Genomic DNA, 17,427 nt, shown 5'->3' on the forward strand with positions numbered 1-17,427 from the left:
ACGCGCCAGGAGGCCACCGATGTCCGAGCAGACGACGAGCACCGCCAGCGGGAACCCCGACCGGCCCTACGACGACGAGGACATCTCGTCCCGGGCGTTCTGGTCGACCACGGCCGAGGAGCGGGAGAAGACGTTCGCCCGGCTCCGCGAGCGCGGCACCGTCACCTGGCACCCGCCGATGGAGGACTCGCTGCTCGACGACCCGGAGGACTTCGGGTTCTGGGCGGTGACGACCTATGACGACCTCGTCGAGGTCACCAAGCGCAACGACGACTTCCTCTCGGGGCCGGGCATCCTCATGGAGAGCGCACCCGCCGAGTTCGTCGAGGCCGCCCAGTCGATCATCGCGATGGACCCGCCGCGGCACTCGAAGATGCGCAGGCTGGTCTCGGCGGCCTTCACCCCGAAGCAGATGCGCCGGATCAACGACCGGATCGAGGCGAACGCCCGCAAGGTCGTCGACAACCTCGTCGCGGTGGCGGAGGCCGAGGGCGGCACCGCCGAGTTCGTCGCCGAGTGCGCCGAGCTGCTCCCGATGCACAACATCAACGACATGATGGGTGTGCCGGAGGGGGACCGACAGGAGGCGAACCGCGAGATGAAGGTCCTCGTCGGGTGGCACGACCCCGAGTTGGTCGGGGACACCCAGGAGGAGGTCCTGGGCCGGATGTTCCAGGCCATCGTCTCGACGCACCAGCTCTGCATCCGTCTCGCCGACGAGCGCCGGCAGGACCCGCAGGACGACCTGATCACCGCCCTGGTGCAGGCCGAGGTCGACGGCGAGCACCTCACCGACGAAGACATCGCGGCCTTCTTCTGTCTGCTCACCATCGCGGGCACCGACACCACCCGGCAATCGACGAGCCACGGGCTGCGAGCCCTGACCGACCATCCGGACCAGCGGGCGTGGTTGCTCGCCGACCTCGAGGGTCGCATCCCGACCGCGGTCGAGGAGATCGTGCGCTGGGCGACCCCGATCATGACCTTCCGGCGGACCGCCGCCCGTGACCTCGAGTTCCGGGGCGCGCAGATCACGGCCGGCGACAAGGTCGTGATGTTCTACAGCTCGGCCAACCGCGACGGCACCCGCATCGAGCGGCCCCACGAGCTCGACCTCTCGCGCCACCCGAACCCGCACCTCAGCTTCGGCGGGGGCGGCATCCACCACTGCCTGGGCAACCAGCTCGCCCGCTTCCAGCTCCGCGCGCTGTTCACCGAGCTCCTCACCCGGGTCCCCGACATCGCCGCCGGCGAGCCCGAGCTCATGCCCGGCAACTTCTTCCACGTGGTGAAGCGGATGCCAGCCCACGTCTGAGGGGGCGCCGCTGAACCGGTTCATGACCCGCTCCCGGGTTTCCGGGCCCGGCGCACGGTTCACCCTGGCGATAAGAGGTCGCGGACGGTCTTCGGGGATCGTCGTCGCGACCCTTCGGGACCCGGTCCCGCTCCTGGCGCTGGGGAGCCGCTCAGGAGCGGGGCCGGGTCTTTTTCTCTCTGCTGCCGTGGCCCCTGGTCGTCCGGGGAGAGCGGCATCCGGTAGACCCACGGGCATGTGCCGGTACCCGAGCAGAACGGACGACCCGTGACCCAGCAGCAGCGCGCCGAGATCGACCGCCTCATGCGCGCGGCCCGCCTCGACACCAGCCTCCCGCCCGAGGAGCTGCGCGAGATCTTCGAGATCTACACGACGGTGGGCCCGCCGCCGGCGGGTGTGACCCTGAAGGACTCGACGCTGGGCGGGCGCCCCGCGCTGGAGATCGCGCCCGACGAGGCGGGGGTGGACGCGACGATCCTCTACTTCCACGGCGGGGGATGGGTCTACGGCACGCCCCGCACGGCGGCCACCCTGACGGCGGCCCTGGTCCGCCACGTCGGGGCGCCGGCGGTCGCGCCGGCCTACCGCCTCGCGCCCGAGCACCCGTTCCCGGCGGCCATCGAGGACGGGCTCGCCGCGTACCGGGCGTTGCTCGAGGACGGCGCGGCGCCGGAGCGGATCGTCGTCGCGGGCGACTCCTCGGGCGGCGGTCTCACGGTCGCGGTGCTCCTGCGGGCCCGCGACGAGGGCCTGCCGCTGCCGGCCTGTGCGTTGCTGTTCTCCGCCGGGCTCGACGCGACCCGCAGCGGCGCGAGCATGGACGAGAAGGAGAGCGTCGACCCGCTGTTCGACCGGGAGAACCTCGCCCGGCTCTCCGCCCACTACCTCGCGGACGCCGACCCCCGCCAGCCCCTGGTCAGCCCGGCGGTCGTCGGCGACCTCGCGGGCCTGCCGCCGACCCTGCTCCAGGTCGGCTCGAACGAGGTCCTCCTCGACGACTCCACGCGCTTCGCGACGCGGGCGGCGGCCGCCGGCGTCGAGGTGGTCCTCGAGGTCACCCCCGACGTCCCCCACGTCTTCCAGAGCCTGCACGCCTACCTCGACGAGGCGGTCGACGCCCTCGACCGCGCCGCCGACTTCGTCCGCCGCCACCTCCCGGAGAAGTAGCAGCCCGGTCGCGCCGACGCGTGCGCCCACCCGTCGGCGTGCCCACATCCGCTCAGGGGTTCCAGCCGGGAACGTGGCCTGGCTCGCGCCCATAGCATGATGCACGTTATGGTCGGTCCGTCATCGTCGTCGTCGACGAAGGAGGACCGGGAACCATGCGGATCGCCGTGGACTACGACAACCGGGGCCTGCCCCGTCGGGGCCCTCCCGCTGCAGGACTGACCACCGCCCAGCCAGGAGGCGAGGCATGACCACGACCGCGGACGCGGCCACCAACGACAAGTCCGACCACGACCCGGTCGACCTGTCGACCCTCGCCTGCTGGGCCCGGTCGACCGAGGAGCGCGAGCCCTCGTTCGCCGAGCTGCGCGCCGAGCGCCCCGTCTCCTGGCACCGGCCGGCCGAGGGGCTCATGGTCGCCGACGACGACCCGGGCTTCTGGGCCGTCGTCACCCACTCCGACATCGCCCAGGTCTCGAAGAACCCGAAGACCTTCTGCTCGGGGCAGGGCGTGCAGTTCCAGGACGCCCCGCAGGAGCTGCTCGAGGCCAGCCAGTCGTTCCTCGCGATGGACGCGCCGCGGCACGCCCAGCTGCGCAAGCTCGTCGGGGCGGCGTTCACGCCCAAGCAGATCCGCCGGCTCGAGGACCGGATCGCCCAGCGTGCCGAGTCGATCGTCTCCGAGCTGCTCGACCACGGCGACGGCGACTTCGTGCAGCTCGTCTGCCGCCGGCTCCCCATGGCGATGATCTACGACATGATGGGGCTGCCGGAGGACCAGCAGGATGCGCTGGCCGAGGCGGCCGACCTGCTGGTCAGCGCCAACGACCCCGAGGTGCGGGCCGCGCACGGCGTCGACGACCCGATCGAGCTCACCGGCCAGGCGCTCATGGCGCTGCTGGGGCCGGGCCTCGAGTGCGCCGACGAGCGCCGGCGGCACCCGCAGGACGACCTCATGACGAACCTGGTGCAGGCCGAGGTCGACGGCGAGTCGCTCACCGACGAGGAGATCGGCGCGTTCTTCGTGCTGCTCTCCGTGGCGGGCAACGACACCACGCGGAACACCATCGCCCACGGCGCCACCGCCCTCACCCGCTTCCGCGACGAGCGCCGCCGGCTGCTCGACGACCTCGACGGGCGGCTCGGCACGGCGGTGGAGGAGATGGTGCGCTGGGCGAGCCCGGTGCTGACCTTCCGCCGTACGGCCACCGAGGACACCGAGCTGCGCGGGCAGCGGATCGCGGCGGGCGACAAGGTCGTCATGTTCTACGAGTCGGGCAACCGCGACCCTGCCGTGTTCGACGACCCGCTGGCCTTCGACGTCACCCGCGACCCGAACCCCCACCAGGGCTTCGGCGGCGGCGGGCCGCACTTCTGCATGGGCAACATGCTCGCCCGCACCCAGCTGCGGGAGATCTGGCGGCGCCTGCTCACGGCCGCGCCGGACTTCGAGGTGGGTGAGCCCGCCCGCCTCACGAGCAACTTCGTCAACGCCGTCAAGGCGATGCCGATCCGGCTGAACCGGTAGCGGTCAGGGCCGCTCGGCGGTCGGCGCGCCCGCGTGGCTGCGCACGAGCAGTTCGAACTGGTCGAGCAGGGCGGCGAGGTCGATCGGCGGATCACCGTGGTGGAGCTGCTGGTGCCCGACGAGCAGGCTGAGACCGACCTCGGCGAGCGTGGCGGTCAGCGGCGCGTCGCCGACCAGCGGGGCGATCACCTCGCGGACCGCGTCCCGGCGCCCGTCGTCCACCCGCTGCTGGGCCGCCGCCACGACCTCGTCGGTGCCGGCCCAGCGGCGGATCGCGGTCTCGGCGTCGTGCGGGATCGTCAGTGCGAGGCCCTTGAGGAGGGTGACCCGCTCACCCGGGTCCGCCACGTCGGCCCGGCGCACCAGCTCGAGCGGGCGGTCGACCTCCTCGGCGGTCCAGTGCTCGAGCAGGGCGGCGACGAAGCCGTCCCAGCTACCGAAGTGGTGGTAGAAGCTGCCGCTGGTGACGCCGACCTCGCGGCAGAGCCGCCCGATGCGCAGGGCGGGGAGCCCGGGCCCGGCGAGCAGGCGCAGGGCGGCGGCGAAGAACGTCTCGGGGGTGGCCGTGCGGGACATGGGCTGTCCTCCTCCGGCGGTGCTGGGACGACCGGGTCGCGGCGACGAGATCCCGGCCAGGAGATCCTGAGCAAGCCGTAACCTACGCTACGTTGTGCCCGGGACCACAGCCGCCCGCGGGGCTTCACCATCGACCGACTCGTCGACGGGGGCGCGGACCTCCGCGTGAGATGGCTCAGCCCCCGACGTGGGCCCGGACCAGCTCGGCGAGCCGGTCCGGCGCCTCGTCCGGGATCCAGTGGCTGACCCCGGGCAGCACCTCGAGCCGGTAGGGCGCGAGGACGAACCGGCGGTTCTGCTCGACGGCGGTGCGGGTGATGAAGCCGTCGCCGTCGCTCCACACCTGCAACGACGGGCGCTGGACCGGACGGCGGGTGTAACCCGGCGAGGCCAGCGGCAGCGCGCGGTACCAGTTGAGCGGACCCGTGATCGCGCCCGCGAGGGCCGCGGCGTCGCGGCGGGCCGCCTCGGGACTCGCGCCGCTGCGACGCAGGACGTCGGCCAGCCGCGACTCGTCACCGAGCAGCGCCTCGGGCAGCCAGGGGAGCTGGAAGGCCCCCATGTACCAGGAGTGCAGCAGCTGCGGCCCGTGCAGCATCCCCCGCAGGAACGCCGCGGGATGGGGGACCGAGACGCCGGTGACGGTGCGGACCAGCTCGGGCCGGTGCGCGGCGAGCGCCCACGCCACCACCGCGCCCCAGTCGTGGCCGACGACGTGGACCGATCCGGCGCCGGACGAGGTGACCAGGGCCGCCGCGTCGTCGACGAGGTGCTCGACGCGGTAGGCCGCGCGTCCGGAGGGACGCGCCCCGGGCGAGTAGCCGCGCTGGTCGGGCGCGAGCGTGCGCAGCCCCGCCGCGTGCAGCCGTTCCGCGACCGGGCCCCAGCTCGTCCGCGTCTGCGGGAAGCCGTGCAGGAGCAGCACGGTCTCCTCGGCGTCGGCGGGTCCGCCGTCGGTGACGTCGAAGCTCAGGGCACCGCGGGTGAAGGCGGTCAGGCGCTCGCCGGTCATGGTCGTCATCCTGCCCGCCCGGTCGGGCTGGGCCGGACGGGGGACACGGATCACGTCCGCGACACGTGCCCCGAACCGGCCCCCGCGACGTGATCGTCACGTTACCGTCGGCGCGCGTCCGGCTCCGTCGGGTCGCTCCCCGGTCCACCGGACCCCCACCGCGGAAGGACCCGATGAACGCGCGCCTGCGCATGCTGCTGATCCTCGTGGTCGTCGCGGTCATCCTCTACTTCGTGATCGCCCAGCCCGACCAGGCGGCGGAGACCGTGCGCACGATCCTGGCCGCGATCGGCGACGCGATCGACCAGATCATCCGCTTCTTCCGGGGGCTGACCGCCTGATCCCCGCTCACCGGTCGGTGAGTACCCGCCGGACCAGGTGCATGGCGAGCACGACCGAACGCTCCCGCACGTCGCCGCGGTCGCCGGGGAGCACCGGGTCCCGGGCGATCTCGCGCCCGTCGGCGGTGCGCACCGAGAAGCACACGTACCCGACCGGCTTCTCGGCCGTGCCCCCGCCGGGCCCGGCGACCCCGCTGATCGCGACCGCGACGTCGACGCCGAAGCGCTCGATCGCGCCTCCGGCCATGGCGTGGGCGGCCTCGGGGGAGACCGCCCCGTGGGCCTCGATGACGTCGTGGGGGACGCCGAGCAGGTGCTCCTTGGCCTCGTTGGAGTACGAGACGATGCCGCCCTGGACGTGGGCGGAGGCGCCGGCGGGTGCGGTGAGGCGCCCGGCGAGCAGTCCGCCGGTGCACGACTCCGCGGTGGCGATCGTGCGGCCCGCCAGCAGGCCGAAGAGGATCTCGTCGATGGTCTCGCCGGTCCGGGAGAAGATCGCGCGGCCGTGACGGGCGTCGATCTCGGCCACGACGGCGTCGTGCGCGGCCCGCGCCGCCGCGTCGTCGGGACGTCGTCGGAGGTCGACCTCGAGGGTGAAGTCGCGCAGACAGGTCGTGATCTCCAGCGGCGCGAGATCGATGTGCTCGCCCACCGCGCGCAGCGTCGCGGCGATCTCGGACTCGGGGACCCCGAAGAGCCGCAGGTGGGTCTCGTCGAACGGGGCGGTGCGTGCGAGCAGGGCCTGCAGCGGCGCCGTCGCGAGGGCGTCGTCCCACATGCCCCGCAGCTCACGCGGCGGGCCGGGCAGCACCAGGACGGCGGGCCGGTAGCCGTGGGGCCCCTCGCCCGACGGGACCGACAGGCCCGGCGCGGTGCCGACCGGCGGGATCGCGGTGGCCCCGCGCGGGACCATCGCCTGCTTACGGTTGGCCTCGGCGAGGGCGTCGGCGTCCCAGCGGAGGCGGTCCGCGAAGCGCGCGATGATGTCCCCGACGACCTTCTCCATGTGCTCGTCGAGCTCCAGCGGCCGCCCGGTGACCTCGGCGACGACCGCGGCGGTGAGGTCGTCCGCGGTCGGGCCGAGGCCGCCGCTGGTCACGACGAGGTCGACCCCGGCGCCCGCGAGGAAGCGCAGCGCGGACTCCATCTCGTCCGACCGGTCCCCGACGAGCAGGATGTGCGTGACATCGATCCCGAGCTCGCCCAGCTGCTCGGCGAGCCACGGGCCGTTGGCGTCGTGCACGCGACCGGCGAGGAGCTCGCTGCCCGTGGCGACGATGCCCGCCGTCGGCGCGCGCTGCGCACCGGTCCGCTCGGCTGCCGGGTCCAGGGACATGCGCTCCTCCTCCGCGACGCCCGGCCGCGGAGCCGGTCGGTGACGTCGGGACCATCCCATCAGGGCACCCCGACGCACGCCCGGTCACGGACAGGACGTCCGCGCGCGCCCGGACGGACCTGCACTCTCGGCAGATTGGACTCTCGGTAACCGGACGCCGTCCGTAACCCTGTCTCACAGGGCATATTGGTGCTAATGAGTGATGCACCCGCCGCTACCTTCGTCAGGATTCTTGCGTAGAGTGAGCGGGTACACGGTCGTGGGCCGGCGCTGCGTCCGCCGGGCGAGGCAGTGGGGAGGCGTCGATGCACGGTCGGTCCGACGCGTGCTCCACCGCCGCGTCGTGAGCGCGGTCGCGGGGGTCCTGGCCGCAGCCGTCCTCGCGGTCGCCGTCGCCGTTGTCGGGATCTCGCTCCTGCGCACGGCCCGGGTCCGCCGCTCGCGGGATCTCCGCACCCTCGGCGCCGTCGGCCGGTCGGTCGCCGCGCACGCCGCGCACCGCCGCGACGACGACGGGCGGACGGCGGCCCGCGAGATCGCGGAAGCACTGCGTGTCCGCTACGGCGCCCGGCGGGTGGTGCTGTCCGTCGGACCCCTCCTCGAAGAGGCCGGCGAGCCGCTCCCCGCCGCGGTGCGGGTCGTCGACCTCGTCGCCCCCGACGAGGCGTTCGGTGCCGGCCGGGGCGCCTCGCGCTGGCACCGGAGGGCAGCTCCCGGGGCCGTCCGGCGCTGGATGGAGGTCCGCGAGGCCGGCGAGGTCCTCGTGGCGGGGATCTCCGCGCCGGAGGTGGACGAGGCGAGCGGGCACGGCGGCGTCCCCGAGGTGGTGCGGGGCCGTCGCGGCGTCCTCGAGGTGCACGACCCGGCACGTACCGGCGCCCAGCGCTGGCGCGGGCCCTCCCGGGCGACGGTGCGCAGCGAGCTGACCCTGCTGACGACGATCGCCCGGCAGGTCGGCGCCGAGGTGGAGAACAGCCGCCTCGAGGCCCGGCTGCGCCGCGACGCCCACCGCGACCCGCTGACCACGCTGCTCAACCGCCCGGGCTTCCTGCAGGCCGCCGCCGACCAGGTGTCCGAGCGCGCGGGCGCCGTCGCGATCGTCTCGTTGGGGCTGCTCGACCAGGTCAACGACACCCTCGGCCACGCACGCGGCGAGGAGTTCGTCGCCCTGGCGGCGCGGCGCCTCGAGGCGGTCTGCGCGAGCGAGCGGGCTGCGGCGGTGGCACCGGGCGCGCGCCTGGCCGCCCGCCTCGAGGGCGACACCTACGCCGTCGTCGTCGCCGGGGTGGACGGCCCCACCGCGCACGCCAGCGCGGTGGAGATGCGCGAGCAGCTGGCGCTGCCCTTCGTCGTGGAGGACATCCCGTTCGAGGCCCCCGTCCTGGTCGGGGTGGCCATCTCCGGGGTCCCGGGGCTCGCCGGGGAGCGGGACGGCGCGGTGCTCGCGTCGCGGCTGCTCGCCCGGGCCGACATCGCGCTCTCCGCGGCACGCCTCGGGGGAGACCCGGTGCGCTGCTACGAGCCGAGCATGGGGGAGCGGGCCGACCGCCGGCTCGCCCTCATCCGCGGGTTCGCCCCCGCGGTCACCGACGGCAGCCTGCGCGTCTACTACCAGCCGACGGTCTCGCTCGAGGCCCGCACCGTCCTCGGGGTGGAGGCCCTCGCGCGCTGGGAGCACCCCGAGCTCGGGGCGCTGCTCCCCGACGAGTTCGTGCCCGTGCTCGAGGCGACCGGGCAGATCGCGGGCCTCACCGCCTTCGTGCTCGACGAGGCCCTTGACGCGGCCCGGCGCTGGCTCGACCGGGGCCTGCGGCTCTCCGTGGCGGTCAACCTCTCGGTCCGCTCGCTCGACGACTCCTTCCCCGGCCTCGTGGCGGACGCCCTGGCCCGGCACCGCGTGCCCGCCGAGCTGCTGACCCTCGAGGTCACCGAGAGCGGGATGTCCGCGGAGCGCGAGTACGCCCTGCCGGCGCTGCGGCGGCTGCACGCGATGGGCTGCCGGCTCGCCGTCGACGACTTCGGCACCGGGCAGTCCTCGCTCGCGCACCTGCGCCGCCTGCCTGTCGACCAGGTCAAGATCGACAAGAGCTTCGTGCTGGGGATGGGCACCGAGACCGGCGACGCCGCGGTGGTGCGGGCGATCGTCGAGATGGGGCACACCCTCGGGCTCACCGTGGTCGCCGAGGGCGTCGAGGACGGCACGGTCCGCGCCAAGCTGGCCGAGATGGGGTGCGACGTGGCGCAGGGCTACCTCGTCTCCCGGCCGCTCTCGGCGGGCCACCTCGACCAGTGGCTGGAGACCCTCGCGCGCCAGGGGGGTGGCACGGCGGGTGCCGCCGGCGGCCCTGTACGCTGGGTGCCACCTGCGGGGACGGCACCGGAGAGCTCCGGCGTCGCCTGACCGGCGGGAGGACTGGCCCCTTTAGCTCAGTCGGCAGAGCGTCTCCATGGTAAGGAGAAGGTCTACGGTTCGATTCCGTAAAGGGGCTCGGTGCCAGTGGACCGGCGGGACGTCCCGCCGGTTTCGGCATGTCGGGGGTCGGCTCCGCCGGCGCCCGGCTGCACCGTGGCGGTGTAGCTCAGGTGGCAGAGCAAACGGCTCATAATCGTTGTGTCGCCGGTTCAAGTCCGGCCACCGCTACCGAACACAGCACGACGTAGTCGAGAGGACACTCCCATGGCCGCGACCGATGTGCGCCCCAAGATCACGCTCGCGTGCGAGGAGTGCAAGAACCGCAACTACATCACCAAGAAGAACCGGCGGAACGACCCCGACCGGCTCACGCTGAAGAAGTTCTGCCCGAACTGCGGCACCCACCGCGGGCACCGCGAGACGCGCTGACCCGTCGCTGACGAGCACGTCGCCGTGCCCCTGGACGCCTCCTTCGTCGGACGCAGCTGGCCGCCCCGTTCCTACGCGGTGGGCCGCGAGAAGGTCCGCGAGTTCGCCCGCGCCGTCGGGGCGGACGACCCCGTGCACACCGACCCGGAGGCCGCCCGCGCCGCGGGTCACGCCGACGTCGTCGCCCCGCCGACCTTCCCGGTGGTGTTCACCTGGGACGCCACCCGGGAGGTCGTCGACGATCCGGCGCTGGGCCTGGACTTCACGCGCGTCGTGCACCGCGACCAGTCCTTCGAGCTGCACCGACCGGTGGTCGCCGGTGACGTCCTCACCACGGTGGTGACCGTGGACGACGTCCGCGAGCTCGCCGGCAACGACGTCGTCACCTTCCGCTGCGACGTCACCGATCCCGACGGCGCGACGGTCCTGGTGAGCACGGCGACGCTCGTGGGCCGCGCCGGGGAGGCCTCGTGAGCGCGCTGCCCGAGGTCGCCGTCGGGGACGCGATCCCCGGCCGCACCGTGACGCTGACCCGCGCCGACCTCGTGCGCTACGCCGGGGCGTCCGGCGACCTCAACCCGATCCACTGGAACGAGCGCACGGCCCTCGCCGTCGGCCTGCCCGGCGTCATCGCCCACGGGATGCTGACGATGGCCCTCGCCGCGCAGTTCGTCGCGGACTGGGCCGGCGACCCGGCCGCCGTCCGCTCCTTCTCCACCCGCTTCACCCGCCCGGTCGTCGTCCCCGACGACGAGGGCGCCTCGGTCGAGCTGGGTGCCACGGTGAAGGCGGTCGACGACGACGGCGCGGTCACCCTCGCCGTCACGGCCACCGGTCCCGACGGCAAGAGCGTGCTCGGCAAGGCCCTCGCGGTGGTCGGCCGCCCCGCCTGATCGAACGAGCGGCACTCTCGTTCGCACAGATGCAGCGAAAGTGCCGCTCGTATCGCGGGTGGGCGCCCGATCAGCTCGCGTTCGCCGTCGCGGAGCCGCCCAGTGCCGCGACCAGGGCCCGCGAGAGCGCGGCCGAGCCCTGGGCGTTGGGGTGCACCGGGAACGCGGGCGCGGTCGGGACGAGCCCCTCGATCCACTTGGTCCCTGGCGCCTGGCAGATGTCGTGCCCGACCGTCGAGGAGTAGGTGTCCACGAACGTCGCCGAGCCGGCGGCCGCGCTGCGCTCGATGCGGGAGTCGAGGTCGGAGAGCACGCCGCGCAGGTACGCGACGTCGCCCGGGGTGATCGGGACCGCCGGGTAGCAGCCGGGGCCGGTGGCGGGGAGCACCGCGGGGTAGCCGACCAGCGCGACCCGGGCGTCCGGGGAGCGGCGGTGGACCTCCTTCAGCACCGTGGCGAGCTTCGGCCCGAGCGCGTTGATGCGTTGGCGCAGCTCGTCGGTCCCGCCCGCGGTGTAGTGGTCCTTGCACGGCGACCCGAACGGCGTCGCCGACAGGCAGGTCCGCACGATCTCGGAGAACCCGATGTCGTTGCCGCCGATCCCGACGGTGACGAGCTTCGTGGCCTTCGACAGCGCCGCGTACTGCGGCGGGTTCACCCCGGCGTCCGTGGTCTGCGCGGTGCCGAACTCCTTGGTCGTCGCGCCGGAGCAGCTGACGTCGGTGAGCTGGGCGCCGAACGCCGTCGCCGTGAGGTGGGGGTAGTTGTTCACCGACCGGTAGCACCCGGGCGGCGGGCCGGCGGCGGCGCCGGTCAGCGGCGACGCGGTGTAGGAGTCACCGAGTGCCACGTAGGGGGTCGTGCCCCCACTCGACGGGTTCGCCGACGCGACACCCGCCGCCCCGAACAGCAGGGCGCCCGTGACCAGGCAGGACAGGACCGACCGAACGCCCACGTCTCCCCCTCGCAGAGATCGTCGGATGTCCCCGCCGCGCGGCCGGCTCGCCCCGACCGCCCCGCGGGTGATGGAGGATCAGGACATCTCGGCGAGGAGCTCGGCCATGCGGCCGACCCCGGTGCGCAGGTCGTCGTCCCCCAGCGCGTAGGACAGGCGGAAGTAGCCCGGCGTCCCGAAGGCCTCGCCGGGCACGACCGCGACCTCGGCGTGCTCGAGGATGGCGGCCGCGAGGTCCACCGACGTCTGCGGGCGCGCACCGCGCAGCTCGCGGCCGAGCAGTCCCCGGACGTCGGCGTAGGCGTAGAAGGCGCCGCGGGGGGTCGGGCACTCGACGCCGTCGATCGCGGAGAGCATCTCGACGATCGTGCGCCGGCGACGGTCGAACGCGGCCCGCATCTCCTCGACGGCGTCCAGCGGCCCGGACACCGCGGCCAGCGCGGCGCGCTGCGCGACGTTGCAGACGTTCGAGGTGAGGTGGGACTGCATGTTCGCGGCGGCCTTGACCACGTCCTCGGGGCCGATGAGCCAGCCCACCCGCCAGCCGGTCATGGCGTAGGTCTTGGCGACGCCGTTGACGACGATGCAGCGGTCGGCGATCTCGGGGACCGCGACCGGCATCGAGACGTGCTCGGCGCCGTCGTAGACCAGGTGCTCGTAGATCTCGTCGGCGATCACCCAGATGCCGTGCTCGGCGGCCCAGCGCCCGATCGCGTCGACCAGCTCACGCGGCGCGACCGCGCCGGTCGGGTTGGACGGCGAGCACCACAGCAGCACCTTCGTGCGGGGGGTCCGCGCGGCCTCGAGGGCCTCGACGGTCGGCAGGAAGCCGGTGGAGGCGTCCGTGTCGACCTGCACCGGGTCGCCCCCGGCCATCCGGGCGGCCTCGGGGTAGGTGGTCCAGAACGGGGCGGGCAGCAGCACCTCGTCGCCGGGGTCGACGATCGTCGCGAATGCCTCGAACACGGCCTGCTTGCCGCCGTTGGTGATGAGCACCTGCGAGGGCTTCACCTGCCAGCCGGAGTCGCGCAGCGTCTTCGCGACGACGGCCTCGCGCAGCTCGGGGAGCCCGCCGGCGGGGGAGTAGCGGTGGTTCTTGGGGTCGCTGCACGCGGCGACGGCGGCGTCGACGACCGGCTTCGGGGTCGGGAAATCGGGCTCGCCGGCCCCGAACCCGATGACCGGGCGTCCGGCGGCCTTGAGCGCCTTCGCCTTCGCGTCCACGGCGAGCGTCGCCGACTCCGCGATGCCGCCGATGCGCGCCGAGATGCGGCGATCGGTGGCGGCGGGGGCGAGGTCGTTCGAGTCCGTGGACGTGACTGCGGTCATGCGGCGGATTCTCGCAGACGCCCACCCCCGCCCAGCGAGGTGATTCCTTCGTCCGTGCACGCGCGGAGGGCGGGGACCGGTCCGTCGTGGGGGTGCCGTACGATCGAGCCACGGGACGACGGGTCCTCGGTCTCGGCGTGCGTGCGCTGTGGTGGACGCGCGCCGTGGACGGGCTCCCGGCGTCCGGCGGCTCCCGACGGGCCGCCACAGGGGCGTAGCTCAATTGGCAGAGCAGCGGTCTCCAAAACCGCAGGTTGCAGGTTCAAGTCCTGTCGCCCCTGCATTCCGGGCCGCCCGCGGCGCGGACACGACGGACGCGGTGGCCCGGGCCGCCGGGCGGAGCCGGTGACACACCAGCCGGGGTGAGGACGGAAGAGTTGAGCGAGGACACGGGCGGGCGGCGTCGCCCCGGTGCCGACGGCGCCGGGCGATCCGACGACGCCGGGTCCCGTCCCGTCACCGCGGCCGGCCGCCGTCGCCGGGGGGCGGCCGACGGGGACGGCGAGGCCGGGATCACCCGGGTCGCCACCAAGGGCACCCCCACGCCGACGCGCGACGCCGCGCGGACCTCGTCCGAGGGCTCGGTGATCGCCCGGCTGCGGCGGTTCCTCCGCGAGGTCGTCGCGGAGCTGCGCAAGGTCCACTGGCCGACGCGGCGCCAGATCGTCGTCTACACGGTCGTCGTCCTGGTGTTCGTCGCGTTCATGGTCACGTTGGTCGGTCTCCTGGACGTCGGGTTCCAGAAGCTGACCTTCGCCCTGTTCGGCTGACCGGGTCCCGGCCGGTCCCCGCCGGGAACCACGAAGGCCGGCACCACCGCGCGGGAGGGCCGCGCACCCGAAGGAAGTGAGACGAGAAGTGACCTCCGGAGAAGTTGGCGAGCACGGCAACGACGGCGAGCCCGAGCTCGTCGCCGAGGCCCGCACGCGCGGCGTGATGGTGCGCGAGGGCTCGGACCTGAGCACCGAGGAGGCCCCGGCCACCCTCGACGACGCCCAGGTGGCCCGGGCCGCGGCGCAGGCGCGCGAGGAGGCGGGGGACGACGCGGTCGAGGCGGACGACGACGAGGCCCGCGACCCGGAGGAGGACATCGCGGCGGCGCGCGAGGCGCTCGGCGCCTCGTCCGACGACGAGCCGGCGGACCTCCCCGACCAGGCCGTGACCGACGCCGACGAGACCGCGGTGGGCGCCGAGGGGGCGCCGGCCGAGGAGGTCGTCGCCGCGGAGCCCGCCGAGGACGAGGACCCGGTCGCGACCCTCAAGGCCCAGCTGCGCCTGCAGCCCGGCGACTGGTACGTCGTGCACTCCTACGCCGGCTACGAGAACAAGGTGAAGACCAACCTCGAGACGCGCGTGCAGACGCTCGACGTCGAGGACTTCATCTTCCAGGTCGAGGTGCCCACCGAGGAGGTCACCGAGATCAAGAACGGGCAGCGCAAGCAGGTCCAGCGCAAGGTGCTGCCCGGCTACATCCTCGTGCGGATGGACCTCAACGACGCCTCGTGGAGCGCGGTGCGCAACACCCCGGGGGTCACCGGCTTCGTCGGGGCCACGTCGCGGCCCTCGCCGCTCACCCTCGACGAGGTCACCAAGTTCCTGCTCCCGCGGCAGGAGACGCCGAAGAAGGCCAAGGGTGCCGAGGCCGCGACGGGCGCCGCGGCGGCCGCGAGCGGCCCGTCGCCGGTCGAGGTGGACTTCGAGGTCGGCGAGTCGGTGACCGTCATGGACGGGCCGTTCGCGACGCTCCCGGCGAGCATCTCCGAGGTCAACGTCGACGCCCAGAAGGTCAAGGTCCTGGTGTCGATCTTCGGCCGCGAGACCCCGGTCGAGCTCGGGTTCAACCAGGTCTCGAAGATCTAATACTCCGGTCCCGTGTCCGGCGGGACCGGTGAGCCCCGATGAGAACGTGAGGATGCTGTAGGGATGCCCCCGAAGAAGAGGCGACTGTCCGCGGTCGTCAAGCTGCAGATCAAGGCGGGTGCGGCGACGCCCGCTCCGCCGGTCGGCCCCGCGCTGGGTCAGCACGGCGTCAACATCATGGAGTTCTGCAAGGCCTACAACGCCGCCACCGAGGCGCAGCGTGGTCAGGTCGTGCCGGTCGAGATCTCGATCTACGAGGACCGCTCCTTCGACTTCAAGCTCAAGACGCCGCCGGCGGCGAAGCTGCTGCTGGCCGCCGCGGGCATCCAGTCGGGCAGCGCGACGCCGCACACCAAGAAGGTCGGGTCGGTCACCGACGCGCAGGTCCGCGAGATCGCGCAGACCAAGCTGGCCGACCTCAACGCCAACGACCTCGACCAGGCCGCGAAGATCATCGCCGGGACCGCCCGGTCGATGGGCCTGACCGTCTCCGGCTGAGCCACCTCACCCGAGACCCGTGGGAGGGCGAGCGCCGCCCGTCACCACACCTGATCCGCAACACCACGAAGGACAGCTCATGAAGCGCAGCAAGGCCTACCGTCAGGCCGCCGAGCTCATCGACGAGGAGCGGCTCTACGCCCCGCTCGAGGCCGTCGAGCTCGCGAAGAAGACGTCGGCGACGAAGATGGACGCGACCGTCGAGGTCGCGATGCGGCTCGGCGTCGACCCCCGCAAGGCGGACCAGATGGTGCGCGGCACCATCAACCTGCCGCACGGCACCGGCAAGACCGCCCGCGTCATCGTGTTCGCCACCGGCGACAAGGCGACGGAGGCGGAGAACGCCGGCGCCGACGTCGTCGGCTCCGACGACCTGATCGAGCGCATCCAGGGCGGCTGGCTCGAGTTCGACGCCGCCGTTGCCGCGCCCGACCAGATGGCCAAGGTCGGGCGGGTCGCCCGCATCCTCGGCCCCCGCGGTCTCATGCCGAACCCGAAGACCGGCACGGTCACCCCGGACGTGGCCCGCGCCGTCTCCGACATCAAGGGCGGCAAGGTCAACTTCCGTGTCGACAAGCAGGCGAACCTGCACCTCGTCATCGGCAAGGCCAGCTTCGACGCCGAGAAGCTCGTCGAGAACTACGGGGCGGCTCTCGACGAGATCCTCCGCGCGAAGCCCTCGGCCGCCAAGGGTCGCTACGTCAAGAAGATCACCGTGACGACGACGATGGGCCCCGGCATCCCCGTGGACCCGAACCGCACGCGGAACCTCACCACGGCCGAGAACGCCTGAGGCGCTCCCGGCACGCACGACCGGCCCGGGCCACCCCGCCGCGCGGGGTGGCCCGGGCCGTCGCGTACCCTGGTCAGGACAACACCGGCTGACACCGCACCTGCGGTCGAGGTCGGCATCGTCACCGAGTTCCACCCGAGACCGCTGGTCTCCTCCCGGCCGTACCGACACCGGTGTGGTCAGGAGGACGAAGGTCCGATCGACGGACGACCCGCGCAGGAGGACGAGGCAGCGATGCGTGCGGGCTCCGGTCCGCCGCCCCTCGAAGCCCCGTGCGCCTGCGCACGGGGCTTTTTTCGTGGCCCCGCCCGTCCGTCCAGGGCCTCCTCTCCCCGGCGTGCCGGGAGGACCTCGGGTGCGTACGGATCACCACCGCCCGGGACACCGAAAGGAGGCGCGGATGGCCGAACGTGCACCGGCCGCCGAGAAGGTGGCCGCCGTCGCCGAGATCGCCGCGGAGTTCCGCGACGCCTCGGCCATGGTCGTCACCGAGTACCGGGGCCTCACGATGTCGCAGATCACGGCTCTGCGGCGCTCGCTGGGCTCCGACGTGAACTACACCGTTGCCAAGAACACGCTGGTCAGGCGGGCTGCCGCCGACGCGGGCGTGGAGGGCCTCGACGACCTGCTCGTCGGGCCGACGGCGATCGCCTTCGTCTCCGGCGAGCCCGTCGACGCCGCCAAGGCGCTGCGCGAGTTCGGCAAGGACCACAAGGCGCTCGTGGTCAAGGGCGGCTACATGGAGGGCCGCGCGCTCTCCGCCGCCGAGATCGACCAGCTGGCCGACCTCGACTCCCGCGAGGTCCTGCTCGCCAAGCTCGCCGGCGCCATGAAGGGCAACCTCGCCAAGGCCGCCGGCCTGTTCAACGCACCCGCCTCGCAGATCGCCCGCCTCGCGCAGGCCCTGCAGGACAAGCGGGCCGCCGAGGGCAGCGGCAGCACCGAGGAGGCCGTCGCCGCGGTCGAGTCGGCCGACGCCGCC

The 17,427-nt window shown here is 73.5% G+C and carries 18 protein-coding genes and 3 tRNA genes; 16 read left to right on the forward strand and 5 right to left on the reverse strand.

Translation table 11 applies throughout. The features are described 5' to 3' along the window. Nucleotides 1-19: 19 nt before the first annotated feature. The 3 genes from VGH76_RS14065 (at nt 20) to VGH76_RS14075 (ending at nt 4,010) form a co-directional block, all read left to right on the forward strand. Nucleotides 20-1,315, forward strand: a complete 1,296-nt coding sequence (locus VGH76_RS14065) for a cytochrome P450 (protein ID WP_331557308.1) — start codon at nt 20-22, stop codon at nt 1,313-1,315. A 267-nt stretch (nt 1,316-1,582) separates the two neighbouring features. Beyond that, a complete protein-coding gene (locus VGH76_RS14070) occupies nt 1,583-2,482 on the forward strand; it encodes an alpha/beta hydrolase (protein WP_331557309.1) in 900 nt (299 codons plus the stop codon). Nucleotides 2,483-2,729: 247 nt separating this feature from the next. Continuing rightward, nucleotides 2,730-4,010 carry a cytochrome P450 gene (locus VGH76_RS14075; protein WP_331557310.1) on the forward strand — a complete coding sequence of 427 codons (1,281 nt, stop codon included), beginning with the start codon at nt 2,730-2,732 and terminating at the stop codon, nt 4,008-4,010. Between the two features lie 3 nt (nt 4,011-4,013). Here the strand turns inward: VGH76_RS14075 and VGH76_RS14080 are convergent, their stop codons facing one another. Continuing rightward, nucleotides 4,014-4,586 carry a TetR/AcrR family transcriptional regulator gene (locus tag VGH76_RS14080; protein WP_331557311.1) on the reverse strand — a complete coding sequence of 191 codons (573 nt, stop codon included), beginning with the start codon at nt 4,584-4,586 and terminating at the stop codon, nt 4,014-4,016. Nucleotides 4,587-4,761: 175 nt separating this feature from the next. Further along, nucleotides 4,762-5,598 carry an alpha/beta fold hydrolase gene (locus tag VGH76_RS14085; protein ID WP_331557312.1) on the reverse strand — a complete coding sequence of 279 codons (837 nt, stop codon included), beginning with the start codon at nt 5,596-5,598 and terminating at the stop codon, nt 4,762-4,764. Nucleotides 5,599-5,771: 173 nt separating this feature from the next. Between VGH76_RS14085 and VGH76_RS14090 the strand changes: the two genes are divergently transcribed. Next, nucleotides 5,772-5,939: a hypothetical protein gene (locus VGH76_RS14090; RefSeq protein ID WP_331557313.1), complete on the forward strand. Its 168-nt coding sequence runs from the start codon at nt 5,772-5,774 to the stop codon at nt 5,937-5,939. Nucleotides 5,940-5,946: 7 nt separating this feature from the next. Here the strand turns inward: VGH76_RS14090 and VGH76_RS14095 are convergent, their stop codons facing one another. Next, nucleotides 5,947-7,275: a competence/damage-inducible protein A gene (locus tag VGH76_RS14095; protein WP_331557314.1), complete on the reverse strand. Its 1,329-nt coding sequence runs from the start codon at nt 7,273-7,275 to the stop codon at nt 5,947-5,949. Between the two features lie 343 nt (nt 7,276-7,618). Here VGH76_RS14095 and VGH76_RS14100 point away from each other — a divergent pair, with 343 nt between their 5' ends. The 6 genes from VGH76_RS14100 (at nt 7,619) to VGH76_RS14125 (ending at nt 11,010) form a co-directional block, all read left to right on the forward strand. After that, the gene (locus VGH76_RS14100) at nt 7,619-9,676 is read left to right on the forward strand and encodes a sensor domain-containing phosphodiesterase (RefSeq protein ID WP_331557315.1); all 2,058 of its coding nucleotides are present in this window, start codon (nt 7,619-7,621) and stop codon (nt 9,674-9,676) included. Between the two features lie 15 nt (nt 9,677-9,691). Further along, nucleotides 9,692-9,764: transfer RNA gene (locus VGH76_RS14105), tRNA-Thr, on the forward strand. A 79-nt stretch (nt 9,765-9,843) separates the two neighbouring features. After that, nucleotides 9,844-9,916 (forward strand) — tRNA-Met (locus VGH76_RS14110). 36 nt (nt 9,917-9,952) lie between these two features. After that, nucleotides 9,953-10,117, forward strand: a complete 165-nt coding sequence (gene rpmG / locus VGH76_RS14115; protein ID WP_331557316.1) for a 50S ribosomal protein L33 — start codon at nt 9,953-9,955, stop codon at nt 10,115-10,117. Between the two features lie 24 nt (nt 10,118-10,141). Beyond that, a complete protein-coding gene (locus VGH76_RS14120; protein WP_331557317.1) occupies nt 10,142-10,591 on the forward strand; it encodes a MaoC family dehydratase N-terminal domain-containing protein in 450 nt (149 codons plus the stop codon). Then, the gene (locus VGH76_RS14125) at nt 10,588-11,010 is read left to right on the forward strand and encodes a MaoC/PaaZ C-terminal domain-containing protein (protein WP_331557318.1); all 423 of its coding nucleotides are present in this window, start codon (nt 10,588-10,590) and stop codon (nt 11,008-11,010) included. The genes VGH76_RS14120 and VGH76_RS14125 overlap by 4 nt, the downstream gene beginning before the upstream one ends. Before the next feature lie 70 nt (nt 11,011-11,080). Here the strand turns inward: VGH76_RS14125 and VGH76_RS14130 are convergent, their stop codons facing one another. Next, entirely contained in the window at nt 11,081-11,965 is an 885-nt protein-coding gene (locus tag VGH76_RS14130) for an SGNH/GDSL hydrolase family protein (RefSeq protein ID WP_331557319.1), read from the reverse strand. Nucleotides 11,966-12,043: 78 nt separating this feature from the next. Further along, a complete protein-coding gene (locus tag VGH76_RS14135) occupies nt 12,044-13,294 on the reverse strand; it encodes a pyridoxal phosphate-dependent aminotransferase (RefSeq protein ID WP_331557320.1) in 1,251 nt (416 codons plus the stop codon). A 208-nt stretch (nt 13,295-13,502) separates the two neighbouring features. Here VGH76_RS14135 and VGH76_RS14140 point away from each other — a divergent pair. From VGH76_RS14140 to rplJ, 6 genes are all read left to right on the forward strand, one after another. Next, nucleotides 13,503-13,575, forward strand: a tRNA-Trp gene (locus VGH76_RS14140). A 96-nt stretch (nt 13,576-13,671) separates the two neighbouring features. Beyond that, nucleotides 13,672-14,064, forward strand: coding sequence for a preprotein translocase subunit SecE (gene secE, locus VGH76_RS14145; RefSeq protein WP_331557321.1), 393 nt, complete (start codon nt 13,672-13,674; stop codon nt 14,062-14,064). A 166-nt stretch (nt 14,065-14,230) separates the two neighbouring features. Then, the gene (nusG, locus tag VGH76_RS14150; protein WP_331557326.1) at nt 14,231-15,154 is read left to right on the forward strand and encodes a transcription termination/antitermination protein NusG; all 924 of its coding nucleotides are present in this window, start codon (nt 14,231-14,233) and stop codon (nt 15,152-15,154) included. A gap of 63 nt (nt 15,155-15,217) precedes the next feature. Then, nucleotides 15,218-15,652, forward strand: a complete 435-nt coding sequence (rplK, locus tag VGH76_RS14155) for a 50S ribosomal protein L11 (RefSeq protein WP_331557322.1) — start codon at nt 15,218-15,220, stop codon at nt 15,650-15,652. A 79-nt stretch (nt 15,653-15,731) separates the two neighbouring features. Then, complete coding sequence (rplA, locus tag VGH76_RS14160; RefSeq protein ID WP_331557323.1) at nt 15,732-16,445, forward strand: 50S ribosomal protein L1; 714 nt, start codon at nt 15,732-15,734, stop codon at nt 16,443-16,445. Between the two features lie 400 nt (nt 16,446-16,845). Then, nucleotides 16,846-17,427: 50S ribosomal protein L10 (gene rplJ, locus VGH76_RS14165; RefSeq protein WP_331557324.1), on the forward strand; the 582-nt coding region annotated here is incomplete at its 3' end.

The sequence above is a fragment of the Actinomycetospora sp. genome (assembly GCF_036497585.1).
Classification (GTDB): Bacteria; Actinomycetota; Actinomycetes; order Mycobacteriales; family Pseudonocardiaceae; genus Actinomycetospora.